Below are 13362 nucleotides of genomic sequence, written 5' to 3'. Positions count from 1 at the left end.
ACCTTGACGCCGGCGCCGAACTAGAATTGATTTCAGTTTGAGCAGAGAGGCACCGACGATGACGTCTGCCCTTCGCCTGAGCATGCGATCCCCCGAGGTCGACGGGGCCGCGCTGCCTCCGTCGATGATGGAGCGCGTGACGTTGATCATGGACCTTTTCGAAAGTCCACAGACCCACCTGACCCTCGAAACAGTCTCCCGCCGGACACATCTGCCCCGTTCGACCACCCACCGGATACTCGACCAGCTGGTCCGGCTGGACTGGCTGCGCCACACGGTGGCCGGATACACGCTGGGACCCCGGGCGCTCGGCCTGGGAGGCCGGGAGATCGAACACAGCGCGCTGCGGGCCGCCGCCGCACCGCACCTGCTGGATCTGGCCGTGCGCACCAGGATGGTCGTCCACCTGGCCGTGCTGGACGGCCCCGAGATCTACTACCTGGACAAGGTGGGAGGCCGGGCGGCGGTGGACATCCCGTCGCGGGTCGGCGGCCGGGCGGTCGCCCACTGCACGGGGCTCGGCAAGGCCATGCTCGCCTGGCTGAGCCCGGAGGAGATCGACGCGCGGTACGCGCAGGTGATCGAGCGTCGCACCCACCACAGCATCGGCCACCTCGATCAACTGCACCGCGAACTCGGCCTGGTGCGCCGCCGCAACGGGCTGGCGATCGACCGGGGAGAGTGCTTCCCCGACCTCGGCTGCGTCGGCCTCGCACTGCGCGGGCCGGAGGGGCCGGTCGGGGCGATCTCGGTCGTCGGGGACGGCCGCTCCTCGCTGGAGCTGGTGGCCCCGCTGGTGGTCAACGTGGTGCGGGCCGTCTCCGAGGAGCTCTTCGGCACGTCGCAGTCGTACCCCCGGGATGTGCCGTCCGTGGTCGGGTAGCGGGAAGCCGCCCCAGCTCTCGCCGGGGCGGCTTCCCGAGGTTTCGGCCACGTCAGCCGGCTGCCCGCGGCGCGGTCACCACGCCGTCCAGCCACCGTCGACGGTGACGGTCGTCCCCGTCACGAAGCGGGAGGCGTCCGAGGCGAGGAACACCGCGGCGCCGCCCAGTTCCTCGACGTTGCCCACCCGGCCCAGGGGCGTGCCGCCGACGACCCGTTCGCCCCAGCGGCTGTCCAGCAGACCCGAGCTGAGGTCCGTACGGAAGTAGCCGGGCGCGAGGGCGTTGACCCGCACGCCGCGGCCGGCCCACTCGACGGCGAGGGACTTGGTGAGCGCCTCGACGCCGCCCTTGCTGGCGGCGTACGCGGCGATCCGCTCGAAGCCCGTACTCGCGTGCACCGACGAGACGTTGACGATCGACCCGGACCCCTGCGCGAGCATGACCTTGCCGGCCTCGCGGCAGCAGTGGAAGGTGCCCTGGAGGTTGATGTCGAGCACCCGCCGGAAGTCCTCGTCGGTGACGAACTCGCTGCGGGTGAAGTGCGGGCTGATCCCCGCGCAGTTGACGACGGCGTCCAGTCGCCCGGTCGCCCCGGTGATCCGCTCGACCGTCGCGCGGACCGCGTCGGAGTCGGCGACGGAGCCGGGCAGCACCAGCACCTTGCCGCCGTGCCCGGCGAGTTCGGCCTCCAGGCTCTCGAGGTCCGCGGCGGTACGGGCGGTCACCGCCAAGTCCGCCCCGGCCTGGGACAGGGCGACCGCGACCGCCCGGCCAAGACCCTTGCCCGCACCGGTCACCCAGGCGGTCCTGCCGTCGAGGCGCAGGTCGGTGTTGACGTCGGCCATGGCTCAGCCTTCCACGGGGATGCCGCGCAGGGTCCGCTTGAGGACCTTGCCCGAGGGTGTGCGGGGAAGTTCGTCGACGACGTCGAAGCGGACCGGCACCTTGAACTTGGCCAGCCGCTCCAGGCAGAACTCCCGCAGCTCGTCCGGCCCCGCGCCCGCTCCGGGCCGGAACACCACGAAGGCGCGCGGGACTTCACCCCAGCGGGGGTGGGTCAGGCCGACCACCGCGGCCTCCAGGACGGCCGGGTGTTCGTACAGCACCCGCTCGACCTCGGGCGTGGCGATGTTCTCCCCGCCGGAGACGATCATGTCCTTCTTGCGGTCGTCGATGAAGAGGAAGCCGTCCTGGTCGACATGGCCGATGTCCCCCGTGTGGAACCAGCCGTCCTTGAGGGCGGCGGCGGTGGCCTTCTCGTCGCGCCAGTAGCCCGCGAAGACCTTCGGGCCGCGCAGGGTGATCTCGCCCAGCTCGCCGGCGGGGACCTCCTTGCCGGTGTCGTCGACGATCCGCACGCGCGTGTGCGGCACGGGACGGCCGACCGATCCCAGTTTGGACAGCGCGTGTTCGCGGTCCAGGAAGGTGTCGCCCGAGACGGTCTCGGTCAGCCCGTAGGCGTCGGCGAACCAGGCGTTGGGGAAGGCGTTCATGATGCGCCGCAGGACCGGCTCGGGGGTCTTCTCGCCGCCGCCGAGGATGAAGCGCATCGAGCTGGTGTCGTACGACTCCCGGTCCGGGACCTCCAGCACCGCGTTGACCATCGCGGGGGCCAGCCAGGCATTCGTCACCCGGTGATCCTGGATCGCGCGCAGGGCGCCCTCAGGGGCGAACTTCCGCTGGAGCACCACGCTTCCGCCCGCGTACAGGACCCCGAGGGCCGGCATGTCCAGTCCGCCCACGTGGTACAGCGGCCCGCAGACCAGCGTGGTGTCGGCCGCGGTCAGGCCGAAGTGGACGATGTGCGCCAGGTTCTTGGCCTGCACGTTCCCGTATGTGATGCGCACGCCCTTGGGTCGTGAGGTGGTGCCGGAGGTGTACATCAGCCGCTGGAGGTCGTCCGCCGCGACGTCCACCGGCTCCACCCGGGCACCCTGGTGCCGGTCGAGGAGGGCCTCGTAGCCCGTCCACCGGTCGGACGGGGCCTGGCCGTCCACCAGGACGCGGTGCTCCAGGCGGGTCAGCTTTTCGGTCATGCGGTCCGTGGGGCGTACGAACTCCGGCTCTGTGACGATCACCTTCGCCTGGGCGTTGTCCAGGATGTACGCCCACTCCTCCTCGGACAGGCGGTAGTTCAGCGGGAGGAAGACCGCCCCGACGCGGCTCGCCGCATAGGCCAGTTCCAGGAACTCGGGCCGGTTGTAGAGGAGCAGGGCCACGACGTCGCAGCGCCCGACGCCCAGCTCTGTCAGGCCGGCGGCCAGCCGGTTCACGCGTTCATGGAGTTCGCGCACCGTCAGACGACACTCCTCCTGCGTCACGGCCACAGCGTCGGGCCGTTGGGCCAGGTGGTAATCGAGGATGCTCGAGAAATTGTGCACGGCGACTCTTCCGGCTCGGCGGCCGGGATTATCCCGACCGGTCGGTTGCCCGCTACCAAGATTTAGTGTACCTCTTGGTCTATAAAACGTTGAGCCGCACTTTACGACGGAGCCCACTGGTCGACAACCATCCGGACGGGCTCTATGCCACCCCCACACCGAGGAGGGCCCCTTGCCTCGCATCCGCCTCGACACCGACGGACCCGTCGTCACGGTCCGACTCGAACACCCGCCGATGAACGCCTTCGACACCGCCCAGCGCGCCGAGCTGGCCGCCGCCGCACGCGAGCTGGCGGACGACCGCGCGGTGCGGGCCGTGGTGCTGTACGGCGGCGAGCGGCTGTTCGCCGCCGGAGCGGACGTCAAGGCGCTGGCCGTGATGGGCCCCGAAGAGGTGCGGGGCTGGAACCGGGCACTGCAGCGGACCTTCGACGAGGTCGCCCGGCTGCCCGTGCCGGTCGTCGCGGCGATCACCGGGTACGCACTCGGCGGCGGCCTCGAACTGGCCCTCGCCGCCGACTACCGGGTGGCCGCCGACGACGCGGTCCTCGGCCAGCCCGAGGTACAGCTCGGCATCATCCCCGGCTCGGGCGGCACCCAGCGCCTGACCCGCCTGATCGGCCCGTCCCGCGCCAAGAACCTCCTGATGACCGGCCGCCGAGTGGGCGCGGAGGAGGCGCTCCGCCTCGGACTGGTGGACGAGGTAGTGCCCGCGGGCGAGGTGTACGACACGGCCCTGCGCTACGCCCGTCGCCTCGCCGAGGGCCCCGCCGCGGCCCTGGAGGCGATCAAGGAGGCCATAGACCATGGCGCCGACTCGGCTCTGTCCACCGGGCTAGCACTCGAACGCTCCCTGTTCACAGGGGTGTTCGGCACGACGGACGCCGCCACCGGCATCCAGTCCTTCCTCGAACACGGCCCGGGCAAGGCGCGCTTCGAGAGACCCGAACGAGACAAGTAGGCGGTTCGGCAGCGCCCCATCAGGGGCGCGGGGAACTGCGCGACCAGCCACGACGGCGCCGCAGCAAAACAACAACCCACAAGAAGGGCGTGGAGAAGATGAGGGCACTGCGCTGGCACGCCGCACGCGACCTACGGCTGGAGGAGGTCCCCGACCCCCCACAGCCCGAGCCGCACGAGGCAGTCGTCGAGGTCGCCTGGGCCGGCGTATGCGGCACCGACCTGCATGAGTTCCTCGAAGGCCCACACATGATCCGCAGCGATCCGCACCCGCTCACCGGTGCCAGCCCGCCCTTCGCCCTCGGCCACGAACTGAGCGGCACCGTGGTCGCGTTGGGCAGGGCGGTGCCCGGCGTCGCGATCGGCGACCGGGTGACCACCGACCCCGTGTGGCGGTGCGGTGTCTGTTTCTGGTGCGTGCGCGGCGAGTACCACATCTGCCCGAAGAGCGGCTCGGTGGGCCTCGCCTCGCCCGGCGCCTTCGCCGATCGCGTCACCGTGCCGATCGTGGGCCTCACCCGGCTGCCCGACAACGTCAGCGACGAGATGGCGGCCGCCGCCGAACCCCTCGCCGTGGGCCTGCACGCCGTCACCCGGGCCGGTGTCCGGCCAGGCGACAACGTCCTGGTCGTCGGCGGCGGCCCTATCGGCTTCGCCGTCGTCCTCGCGGCCCGCCTCGCCGGCGCCGCCGGGCTCTACGTCAGCGAACCCCTCAAGGAACGCCGGGAGAAGCTCCTCGACATCGGTGTCACCGAGGCCTTCGACCCGCGCGAGACCGACGTACGCCGTGAGGTGTTCCTGAAGACCGGCCGCATCGGCCCGGACGTCGTCATCGACGCGACCGGCGTCCCCGCGCTCGCGACCCAGGCGGTGGCCACCGTCCGGCGCGGCGGGCGGGTCGTGCTCGCCGGTGTCGGCCACGGCAGCGTCGAGTTCGACATGGGCCAACTCGTCTTCTACGAGCGGTCCGTGCTCGGCACGCTCGGCTACAACTTCGACATCCCCCGGGTGATCGACCTGATGAGCACCGGGCGCCTGGACGCCTCGCCCCTGATCACCGGACGTTTCTCGCTCTCGGAAGGAGCCGGGGTCTTCGCGGACCTGGCAGCCGACCGCGCAAAGCACCTGAAGGTGCTGCTGACCCCGAAGGGACTGTGACATGGATTTCGACCTGCCGGAGGAGACCCGGGACCTGCAGGACATGGTCCGCGAGTTCGCCGCCAAGGAGATCATCCCCAACGCGGCCGAGTGGTCGGAGAAGGAGGAGTTCCCGACGCACGTCTTCACCAAGCTCGGCGAACTCGGCCTGATGGGCATGCTCGTGCCCGAGGAGTACGAGGGCGCGGGTTCCGACACCGTCTCCTACGTCGCCGTCATGGAGGAACTCGGCGCCGCCGACCAGTCGGTGGCCTCCTCCTGGAACGCGCACTCCACCATCGCCACCCTCCCGCTGCTGGCCTATGGCACCGAGGAGCAGAAGCGGCGCTGGCTGGCCCCGCTGGCCCGGGGCGAGGCCATCGGCGCGTTCGGCCTGACCGAGCCCGGTGCCGGTTCCGACGCCGCGGGCATCACCACCACGGCACAGCGGCGCGACGGCGGTTGGGTGATCAACGGCACCAAGATGTTCATCACCAACGCCGGCACCGACATCAGCCAGGGCGTCACGCTGCTGGCCACCACCGGCAGGAACGAGGACGGGCGGAAACGGTTCGCCACCTTCTACGTCCCGACCGGCACCCCCGGCTACACCTGTGGGGCCAAGCTGAAGAAGCTCGGCTGGCACGCCATGGACACCCGGGAGTTGATCTTCGACGACTGCTGGATCTCCGACGACCACCTCATCGGAGACGAGGGGGGCGGGCTGCGTCAGTTCCTCTCCGTCCTCGACAAGGGCCGTATCAGCGTCGCCGCCCTGGGGCTGTCCCTGGCCAAGGCCGCGCTCGCGCTGGCAGTCAAACACGCCACGGAGCGGCATCAGTTCGGCCGTCCGCTGTCGTCGTTCCAGGCGGTGGCGCACAAGATCGCCGACATCGGCACCGAGTTCGAGGCCGCCCGCTGGATGGTCTATCGCGCCGCCTGGCTCGCCGACCAGGGCCGCCCGTACAGCAAGGAAGCCGCAATGGCGAAGCTGTACACCTCCGAGGTCGCCAACCGGGCCGCTTCCCAGGCGCTGCAGATCCACGGCGGCTACGGCTACGTCCGCGAGTCGGAGATCTCGCGGTTCTACGCAGACGCCAAGATCCTCGAGATCGGCGAGGGCACGAACGAGATCCAGCGCGATGTCATCGCCCGGGCGCTGGTGAAGGAGGCATGAGAGGCGAAGGGGCCCGCGGTGTGCGCCGCGGGCCCCTAGGTCAGCCGGTGACCTCGGCCGACTGCCACTCGGCTTCGGGGTCGAGCGGCAGATCGGGGCGGTCGCGCTTGAACGCGTCCGCCTTCTCCTCCACGTCCGGCAGGGTGGCGCCCGGCGCGCCGAAACCGCGCAGCAGGGTGCCGCAGTACTCACGCGACAACTGGGCCGCGTCCCAGCGGCCGTCCGGCTTCACCCACTGGTAGGTGTGGTTGTGCAGGTTCAGGAACTGCAGGGTGGCCAGTCGCGGCGGCATCGTACGGAAGCGGCCCTGTCCGACGGCCTCCGTGAGCAGTCCTCTGACCAGCCGTTCGAACTCGGCGCGCTGGCCGAGCAGTGTGTGCAGGTAGTCGCCGGTGAGACTGCGGTAGTCGTGCTCGTAGACCCAGATGTGGTCGAGCCTGCGCAGGATGATCGTCAGCAGCGACTCCGACAGCAGGCGCAGCCGCACCAGCGGATCCGCGTCGAGGGTCGCGATCTCCCGGGCCCGGGACAGCAGCGGGGACATCACCCGGGACTGGATCTCGATCAGCAGGTTCTCCTTGGAGCCGATGTAGTAGTACAGCGCTCCCTTGGCGAGCCCCACCGCACGGCCCAGGTCGTTGACGGAGGTCGCCGCGTAGCCCTGGCGGGCGAACAGCTCGGCGGCCGTGTCGATGATCTTCTGCCGCCGCACCTCGTAGTCCGGCCCGTGGCCCGGTGGTCTGGGCATTTCGTCTCTCCCCGGCCGACGAACAGTTTGATAGACCGAACGGTACATTAAAAGTAGGAGTCAGGCGGTGCGGTCGCGTGCCGCCACGCGAGCAATGCGAGGACGCGCATGACGACCGAGGCACCACAGCAGACCACGACAGGAACCACGCACGCGGATCAGCTCCTGGAGATGTACCGGCGGATGCGCCGTATCCGGCGTTTCGAGGAGCGGGCGTCCGACCTGTACAAGGCGACGGAGATTCCCGGCTTCCTCCATCTGTCGATCGGTCAGGAGGCCAGTGCCGTGGGCGCCTGCTGGCCCCTCGGCCCGCGGGACGGCATCACCTCCACCCACCGCGGCCATGGCCACGTGCTGGCCAAGGGTCTGGACTCGGCGCCCATGATGGCCGAGCTGATGGGCAAGGAGGCCGGGACGTGCCATGGACGCGGCGGCTCGATGCACATCGCCGACCCCGGTATCGGGATCTACGGCGCCAACGGCATCGTCGGCGCCGGGCTCCCCATAGCCGCCGGGGTGGCGACGGCGGCCAAGCTGCGCGAGTCCGGTGACGTGGTGGTGGCGTTCTTCGGGGACGGCGCGGTCGCCCAGGGCATGTTCCACGAGGCCGTGAACCTGGCCGCCGTATGGGACCTGCCGGTGGTGTTCCTGTGCGAGAACAACCACTACTCGGAGTTCTCGCCCGCCGCCGAGCAGCACCGGGCCGCCTTGTCGGCCCGCGCGGCGGGTTACGGGATCGGGTACGCACACGTCGACGGCAACGACGTGCTCGCGGTGGCGGGGATGATGACCGACGTGGTGGCGCGGCTGCGCGCCGGTGGCGGGCCGGTCCTCGTCGAGGCGGAGACCTACCGCTGGCACGGCCACTACGAGGGCGACCCCGAGCGCTACCGCAGTGCCGAGGAGGTCGCCGCGGCCAAGGAGCGCGACCCGCTGCTGGTGGCGCGCCGGTACCTGGCGGCCGCCGGAGTGCCGGCCGCGGAGGTCGACGCGGTCGACGAGGAGATCGACAAGGAGATCGAGTCGGCCGTGCAGTGGGCCAGGAGCCTGCCCGAGCCCGTCGCCGAGAGCCTGTACGACTTCGTCTCGGCGCCCCGCCCCGTCCTGCCGGAGCCGGCCGCCCCGGCCGTCGGCGGCGAGATCTTCCGCTCCATGGACGCCGTCAGGCTCGCGCTGGAGCATGAACTCGCCGCCGATCCCACCGTGTTCGTCGCCGGTATCGACGTCGGTGCGGGCGGCAATGTCTTCGGGCTCACCCGGGGTCTGGCCCAGGCGTTCCCGGGCCGGGTCCGTGACACGCCGATCAGCGAGAGCGCGATCCTCGGTACGGCCGTGGGGGCGGCGATGGCCGGCATGAAACCGGTCGTCGAGATCATGTACATGGACTTCATCGGCGTCGCCCTGGACATGCTGCTCAACCAGGCCGCCAAACTGCGCTTCATGACCGGCGGCCGGGCCTCGATGCCGCTGGTGGTGCGTACCCAGTTCGGCGCCGGACGTTCCTCGGGCAGCCAGCACTCGCAGAGCCTGGAGGCGATGCTCGCGCACATCCCCGGGCTGACCGTGGTGATGCCGTCCAACCCGGCCGACACCTATGGCCTGTTGAGGGCGGCCATCCAGGACCCCAACCCGGTCGTCTTCATCGAGAACCGGCTGCAGTACGGCCTCAAGGGCCCGAAGCCGCCGGTGGACCACATGATCCCGCTGGGCAAGGCCAAGGTCGTCCGCGAGGGCACCGACATCACGCTCGTCTCCTGGTCGCGGATGGTCCAGGACGCCCTGGCCGCCGCGGAGTTGCTCGCCGCGGAGGGCGTCGGTGTGGAGGTGGTCGACCTGCGTACGATCGCCCCCCTGGACCGGGAGACGGTGCTCGCCTCCCTCGCCAAGACCAACCGTCTGGTCATCGCGCACGAGGCGGTACGGGACTTCGGCGTCGGCGCCGAACTGGCCGCCCTCGCCGTCGACGAGGGCTTCTGGCACCTGGACGCGCCGGTCACCCGGGTCGCGGCGCCGGCGATGCCCGCTCCGTACGCCCCGTCGCTGGAACGGCTGTGGCTGCCCTCGCGCGACACCATCGCCGACACACTGCGGCGGATCGCGGCGGTGTGAACCGGCGTACGCACGGCAAAGGGGATGGCCCCGGGATCGAGTCCCGGGGCCATCCCCTTTCTGTCATCCGCCGCCGGCCCGGCCATATCGGCAGGACCGGCCGTGACCAGCGGCGGATGCCGGTCGCCGCCGCGTCAGACGGTCGCGACCGGAGTGAGCGGACTGCCCTGGGTGCCGGGCAGGTTCAGCGGGGGAGCGGTGAGCAGGAAGCGGCTGCGGCTGTGCTCGCGCAGCCAGGCGGCCAGGTCGTTGAGGTACCACAGCTCACCCATCGGCACACCCAGCTTGAACAGGCACAGGTGATGGAGCGGGAGCAGCGTGTGCGGGCCCTGGGCCTGGGTGACGCCCACGCCCTCGATCGCGTAGTTGTCCGAGGCGATCGCGGAGATCTGCGACTCGGCGACCCATTCGAGCAGCTTCGGGTCGTCCGCGTCGAGGTAGGCCGCTGTCTGGTGGATGGCGACCGGGTCGGGGTTCTTCTCCCAGGCGAGGACCTGGGTGGCGAAGCCCGTGTGCAGCAGGAGGATGTCGCCGGGCTCGACCACGACGTTGTCGGCCGCCATGATCTCCTGGAGCTGCTGGAAGTTGACCGGCTGGTAGCCGGTTCCCAGGTGGTGGGCGATGTCGATGAGCACGCCACGGCCCTGCACCCCGTGCTGCGCCATGTGCTCCAGGCCGAGGTGACGGGCGAAGCTCAGGCTTCCGCTGCCGTCGCCCTTGGCGTCCTCGGCGGGGCCGACGAGGTCAGTGTCCGCCCGGTAGCCGTTGTAGTAGACCGGCTCGGCGACCCCGTCTCCGTCGGCGTCGAACTCGGCGCCCTGGTGGGCGAGGGCGTCCCACTGGGTGGAGTACTGCAGCCACAGGGTGACCACGTCGTCCGACCACACGTCGATCAGGTCGGGCGAGAAGTGCTCGCTGGCCTTGATGTTGTAGAAGACGTCCTGCTTGTGCTGGAGGTCCTCGGTGGGGCGCAGGATCGGCGGGTAGCGGCGCTGGTTCAGCGACGTGCCGCCCGGATAGTCCAGCGGCAGGCTCAGGCTGAAGCTGATCCCGTGCTCGACCTCCCGGACGCCCTGCAGGACCTTCTCTGGGGTGAGCAGGTTGATGCGCCCCAGCTCGTCGTCCTCACCGAAATCCCCCCACGTCGAACCAGGCGGCCGCTGCTTCCAACGCTTCGTCACGATAAACGCCTCCTTAGGCGACAGTCCCCGTCGACAGTCGCCCGCATGCTATTTCGAATGTACCGTTCGGTCAACAAGCCTGTTCGTTTCGGTACGGGTCTTCTTATTGCTTGAGAGTGAGTAATAGACTGTGCGGTCGAAACGTCTACCTCTTGGAGAAGTGATGAGCGAATCCACACAGGCGTGGGTCGCGGCGGGCGTGCGTGCCGTGATCGGGGCGCACACCCAGGCCCAGGACGCCGGCCGCACCGACGACATCGTCGCGCTGTACACCCCCGACGCGATCCTGGAACTTCCGGGCATGGAACCCCTCCAGGGGCACGACGCGCTGCGCGCCGCCTTCAAGGGGTGGGAGCCCACGCAGCCCCAACTGCACATGGTGGGCAACACGGTCGTCACCTCCTCCGGGCCCGACGAGGCGACGGCGGCGAGCGATGTCGCCTTCTTCCACCGCGGCGACTCGGGCTGGACGGTGCAGGTCGTGGGGCACTACGACGACAGATTCCGCCGGGTCGACGGCACCTGGCTGCTCCAGCGGCGCGTGACGACCTTCCAGGCCTGATCCAACCCCCTCAGGAGAGAAACGATGACCGTAACCGCCGAAGAAGCACTGGCCGGCGTACAGAACGCCATCGCCGCCTACACCCACGCCCTCGACGCGGGCCGCAGCGAGGAGATCCCCGGGCTGTTCACCGAGGACGGCGTCGCCGAGATCGTCGGGCAGGGCACCTTCGAGGGCCGGGAGGCGATCGGCAAGGCCTTCGGGGCCTTCGTCCCGCAGGCCCCGCAGCTGCACCTCGTCGGCAACACCCTCCTCACCTCGCCGCCTGGCGACGAGGTGACGGCCAGCAGCAGCCTGGTCTTCTTCGCGCGCGGCGAGGAGGGCTGGGCCGTACAGCTCGTCGGGAGCTACGAGGACACGCTGGTCCGCGTGGACGGCGCATGGAAGTTCCGTAAGCGGGTCACGTCCTTCCAGCCGTAGCGCCCCGCCCGAGCACCGACGCCCGTGCCGCCCACGTCCAGGGCGGCTCGGGCGTCCGCGCGTTCAGGCGTGGGGGGCCTCGGCCTTGGCGAAGACGAACGTCGCGTACTCGTTCTGTTTGATGGCGCCGATCGCCTCCTGGAGCGCCCACCGGCCCGTCGGGTTCAGCAGCTGCTTGACCGGCTTGCCGGGGATGTTGCCGCCGTAGAAGTAGCTGCTCTCGAGGAAGGAGGACATCTTGCTGTTGTTCATGCTGTCCGTCCACTCCGTCTCGGCGGCCTCGGACACCTCGACGGTGTCGTAACCGCCCGCGCGCGCGTGGACGATCGCGTCGGTGACGATCTCCACCTGGTCGCCGGCGTACCGCGGGTTGTTGCCCGTCGCGCCGTGCGGACCGCCGGGGAAGAAGAAGTTCGGGAAGCCGGCCGTCGCCACCCCGAGGTAGGTGCGCGGGCCGTCCGACCAGTACTCCTTCAGCGGGAGACCCTGGCGCCCCCGCACGCCGAGCCTGTTGAGGGCGCCGGTACCGAAGTCGTAGCCGGTCGCCCAGATGATGATGTCGAACTCCTCGGCACCCGCGGGGGTTTCGATCCCGTCCTCGGTGATGCGGCTGATCGGCGTCTCGTTGATGTCGACGAGCGAGACGTTCGGCTTGTTGTACGTCTCGTAGTAGCCGGTCCCGAAGGGGGGCCGCCGCCCGCCGTAGCCATGGGCCTTGGGGATCAACTTGTCCGCCGTCGCCGGGTCCTTGACGATGCAGCGGATCTTCTCGGCCATGAACGCGCACCACTCGGCGTTCACGGTCTCGTTCGACAGCATGTCCATGTAGTGCTCGGTCAGCTTCGTGAAGCCGGGGCCGTTCCACCGCTCCTCGTAGAAGGCCTGGCGTTCCTCCGGGCTGTCCTCGAGGCCCGAGCGCATGACGATCTGGTGGAGGAACCCGCTCGGCGAGGTGTTCAGCGTCTCGCGGATGGACTCGAAGTTCGCCTTGAGCTCCGCCTGTTCCGCGGGCGTGATCGGCCCGTTGTTGAGCGGCGTGAGCCAGTCGGCGTCCTTCTGGAAGACCGTCAGCCGGTCCACGTCGTCCGCGATCGCGGAGATGATCTGCACACCGCTGGAGCCGGTGCCGATCTGGGCCACCCGCTTACCGGTGAAGTCGACGGGGGTCTTCGGCCAGCGGGAGGTGTGGTGCTGCTCGCCGCGGAAGTCCTCGCGGCCCGGGATGCCCGGGATGAAGGGCACCGAGAGGTTGCCGGTCGCCGCGACGACGAACCGTGCCCGGACCTCGGTGCCGGCTGTGGTGCGCACGGTCCAGGTGCCGGTCGTCTCGTCCCAGACCGCCGAGGCCACCTTCGCGCCGAACGAGATGTGGCGCCGCAGGTCGAACCGGTCGACCACGTGGTTGAAGTAGCGCTCGATCTCCGGCTGGCCGGCGAAGCGCTCCGACCACTCCCACTCCTCCCACAGCTCCTTGGAGAACAGGTAGCCGTAGGTGTAGCTCTCGGAGTCGAAGCGCGCCTCCGGGTAGCGATTCCAGTACCAGGTGCCGCCCACGCCGCTGCCCGCTTCGAGCAGCTTCACCGAGAACCCGGCCTCCTGGGCCCGGTACAGCTGGTAGATGCCGGTGACGCCGGCTCCGATGACCAGTACGTCAACGAGGCCCTGGTCCGCCGGGTCCGTCTTCGTGGTTTCGCTCATGTGCTCTCCCGCGTGAGCCTGGATTGATGTTTCGACCGGTCAGTCGAATAATGAGGCTGAGAGTAGAGGAGGGGTCGGATTCCTTCAATGGATGTGAATCCCGCC

At 69.8% G+C, this 13362-nt stretch carries 12 protein-coding genes; 7 read left to right on the top strand and 5 right to left on the bottom strand.

All coding sequences use genetic code 11. The features are described from left to right. Positions 1-82 precede the first annotated feature (82 nt). Positions 83-883 (top strand): IclR family transcriptional regulator, encoded by an 801-nt coding sequence (locus tag AB5J56_RS06215; RefSeq protein ID WP_369230845.1) that lies wholly within the window; start codon positions 83-85, stop codon positions 881-883. A 75-nt stretch (positions 884-958) separates the two neighbouring features. On the opposite strand, the gene AB5J56_RS06210 is transcribed toward AB5J56_RS06215, so the two are convergent. Further along, the gene (locus tag AB5J56_RS06210; protein ID WP_369230843.1) at positions 959-1729 is read right to left on the bottom strand and encodes an SDR family NAD(P)-dependent oxidoreductase; all 771 of its coding nucleotides are present in this window, start codon (positions 1727-1729) and stop codon (positions 959-961) included. A 3-nt stretch (positions 1730-1732) separates the two neighbouring features. Further along, entirely contained in the window at positions 1733-3265 is a 1533-nt protein-coding gene (locus tag AB5J56_RS06205; RefSeq protein WP_369230841.1) for a long-chain fatty acid--CoA ligase, read from the bottom strand. Between the two features lie 172 nt (positions 3266-3437). Here AB5J56_RS06205 and AB5J56_RS06200 point away from each other — a divergent pair, with 172 nt between their 5' ends. From AB5J56_RS06200 to AB5J56_RS06190, 3 genes are all read left to right on the top strand, one after another. After that, a complete protein-coding gene (locus AB5J56_RS06200) occupies positions 3438-4226 on the top strand; it encodes an enoyl-CoA hydratase/isomerase family protein (protein WP_369230839.1) in 789 nt (262 codons plus the stop codon). A 98-nt stretch (positions 4227-4324) separates the two neighbouring features. Further along, on the top strand, positions 4325-5383 hold the full coding sequence (locus AB5J56_RS06195) for an alcohol dehydrogenase catalytic domain-containing protein (protein WP_369242376.1): 1059 nt from the start codon (positions 4325-4327) through the stop codon (positions 5381-5383). A 1-nt stretch (position 5384) separates the two neighbouring features. Beyond that, positions 5385-6539, top strand: a complete 1155-nt coding sequence (locus AB5J56_RS06190) for an acyl-CoA dehydrogenase family protein (protein ID WP_369230837.1) — start codon at positions 5385-5387, stop codon at positions 6537-6539. A 40-nt stretch (positions 6540-6579) separates the two neighbouring features. Here the strand turns inward: AB5J56_RS06190 and AB5J56_RS06185 are convergent, their stop codons facing one another. Next, entirely contained in the window at positions 6580-7287 is a 708-nt protein-coding gene (locus AB5J56_RS06185) for a TetR/AcrR family transcriptional regulator (RefSeq protein WP_369230835.1), read from the bottom strand. A gap of 108 nt (positions 7288-7395) precedes the next feature. Between AB5J56_RS06185 and AB5J56_RS06180 the strand changes: the two genes are divergently transcribed. Continuing rightward, positions 7396-9396 carry a pyruvate dehydrogenase complex E1 component subunit beta gene (locus AB5J56_RS06180; RefSeq protein WP_369230833.1) on the top strand — a complete coding sequence of 667 codons (2001 nt, stop codon included), beginning with the start codon at positions 7396-7398 and terminating at the stop codon, positions 9394-9396. Positions 9397-9530: 134 nt separating this feature from the next. Here AB5J56_RS06180 and AB5J56_RS06175 read toward each other — a convergent pair whose 3' ends face one another. Then, complete coding sequence (locus tag AB5J56_RS06175) at positions 9531-10577, bottom strand: cyclase family protein (RefSeq protein WP_369230831.1); 1047 nt, start codon at positions 10575-10577, stop codon at positions 9531-9533. 163 nt (positions 10578-10740) lie between these two features. Between AB5J56_RS06175 and AB5J56_RS06170 the strand changes: the two genes are divergently transcribed. Together AB5J56_RS06170 and AB5J56_RS06165 are read left to right on the top strand one after the other, a co-directional pair. Beyond that, on the top strand, positions 10741-11139 hold the full coding sequence (locus tag AB5J56_RS06170) for a nuclear transport factor 2 family protein (RefSeq protein ID WP_369230829.1): 399 nt from the start codon (positions 10741-10743) through the stop codon (positions 11137-11139). A 24-nt stretch (positions 11140-11163) separates the two neighbouring features. Then, a complete protein-coding gene (locus AB5J56_RS06165; protein ID WP_369230827.1) occupies positions 11164-11559 on the top strand; it encodes a nuclear transport factor 2 family protein in 396 nt (131 codons plus the stop codon). A 63-nt stretch (positions 11560-11622) separates the two neighbouring features. On the opposite strand, the gene AB5J56_RS06160 is transcribed toward AB5J56_RS06165, so the two are convergent. Beyond that, positions 11623-13257: a flavin-containing monooxygenase gene (locus tag AB5J56_RS06160; RefSeq protein ID WP_369230825.1), complete on the bottom strand. Its 1635-nt coding sequence runs from the start codon at positions 13255-13257 to the stop codon at positions 11623-11625. Positions 13258-13362 lie beyond the last annotated feature (105 nt).

The organism is Streptomyces sp. R21, from assembly GCF_041051975.1.
Taxonomy (GTDB): domain Bacteria; phylum Actinomycetota; class Actinomycetes; order Streptomycetales; family Streptomycetaceae; genus Streptomyces.
The sequence above is the reverse complement of the archived record's forward strand: the minus strand, read 5'-3'. Positions and strand labels throughout refer to the sequence as shown.

What these genes read in the sequence shown, in the direction of transcription:
- AB5J56_RS06195 (WP_369242376.1), top strand. Translation starts at nt 4,325, where the DNA reads ATGAGGGCACTGCGCTGGCACGCCGCACGCGACCTACGGCTGGAGGAG.
- AB5J56_RS06215 (WP_369230845.1), top strand. Translation starts at nt 83, where the DNA reads ATGCGATCCCCCGAGGTCGACGGGGCCGCGCTGCCTCCGTCGATGATG.
- AB5J56_RS06190 (WP_369230837.1), top strand. Translation starts at nt 5,385, where the DNA reads ATGGATTTCGACCTGCCGGAGGAGACCCGGGACCTGCAGGACATGGTC.
- AB5J56_RS06185 (WP_369230835.1), bottom strand. Translation starts at nt 7,287, where the DNA reads ATGCCCAGACCACCGGGCCACGGGCCGGACTACGAGGTGCGGCGGCAG.
- AB5J56_RS06170 (WP_369230829.1), top strand. Translation starts at nt 10,741, where the DNA reads ATGAGCGAATCCACACAGGCGTGGGTCGCGGCGGGCGTGCGTGCCGTG.
- AB5J56_RS06210 (WP_369230843.1), bottom strand. Translation starts at nt 1,729, where the DNA reads ATGGCCGACGTCAACACCGACCTGCGCCTCGACGGCAGGACCGCCTGG.
- AB5J56_RS06165 (WP_369230827.1), top strand. Translation starts at nt 11,164, where the DNA reads ATGACCGTAACCGCCGAAGAAGCACTGGCCGGCGTACAGAACGCCATC.
- AB5J56_RS06180 (WP_369230833.1), top strand. Translation starts at nt 7,396, where the DNA reads ATGACGACCGAGGCACCACAGCAGACCACGACAGGAACCACGCACGCG.
- AB5J56_RS06160 (WP_369230825.1), bottom strand. Translation starts at nt 13,257, where the DNA reads ATGAGCGAAACCACGAAGACGGACCCGGCGGACCAGGGCCTCGTTGAC.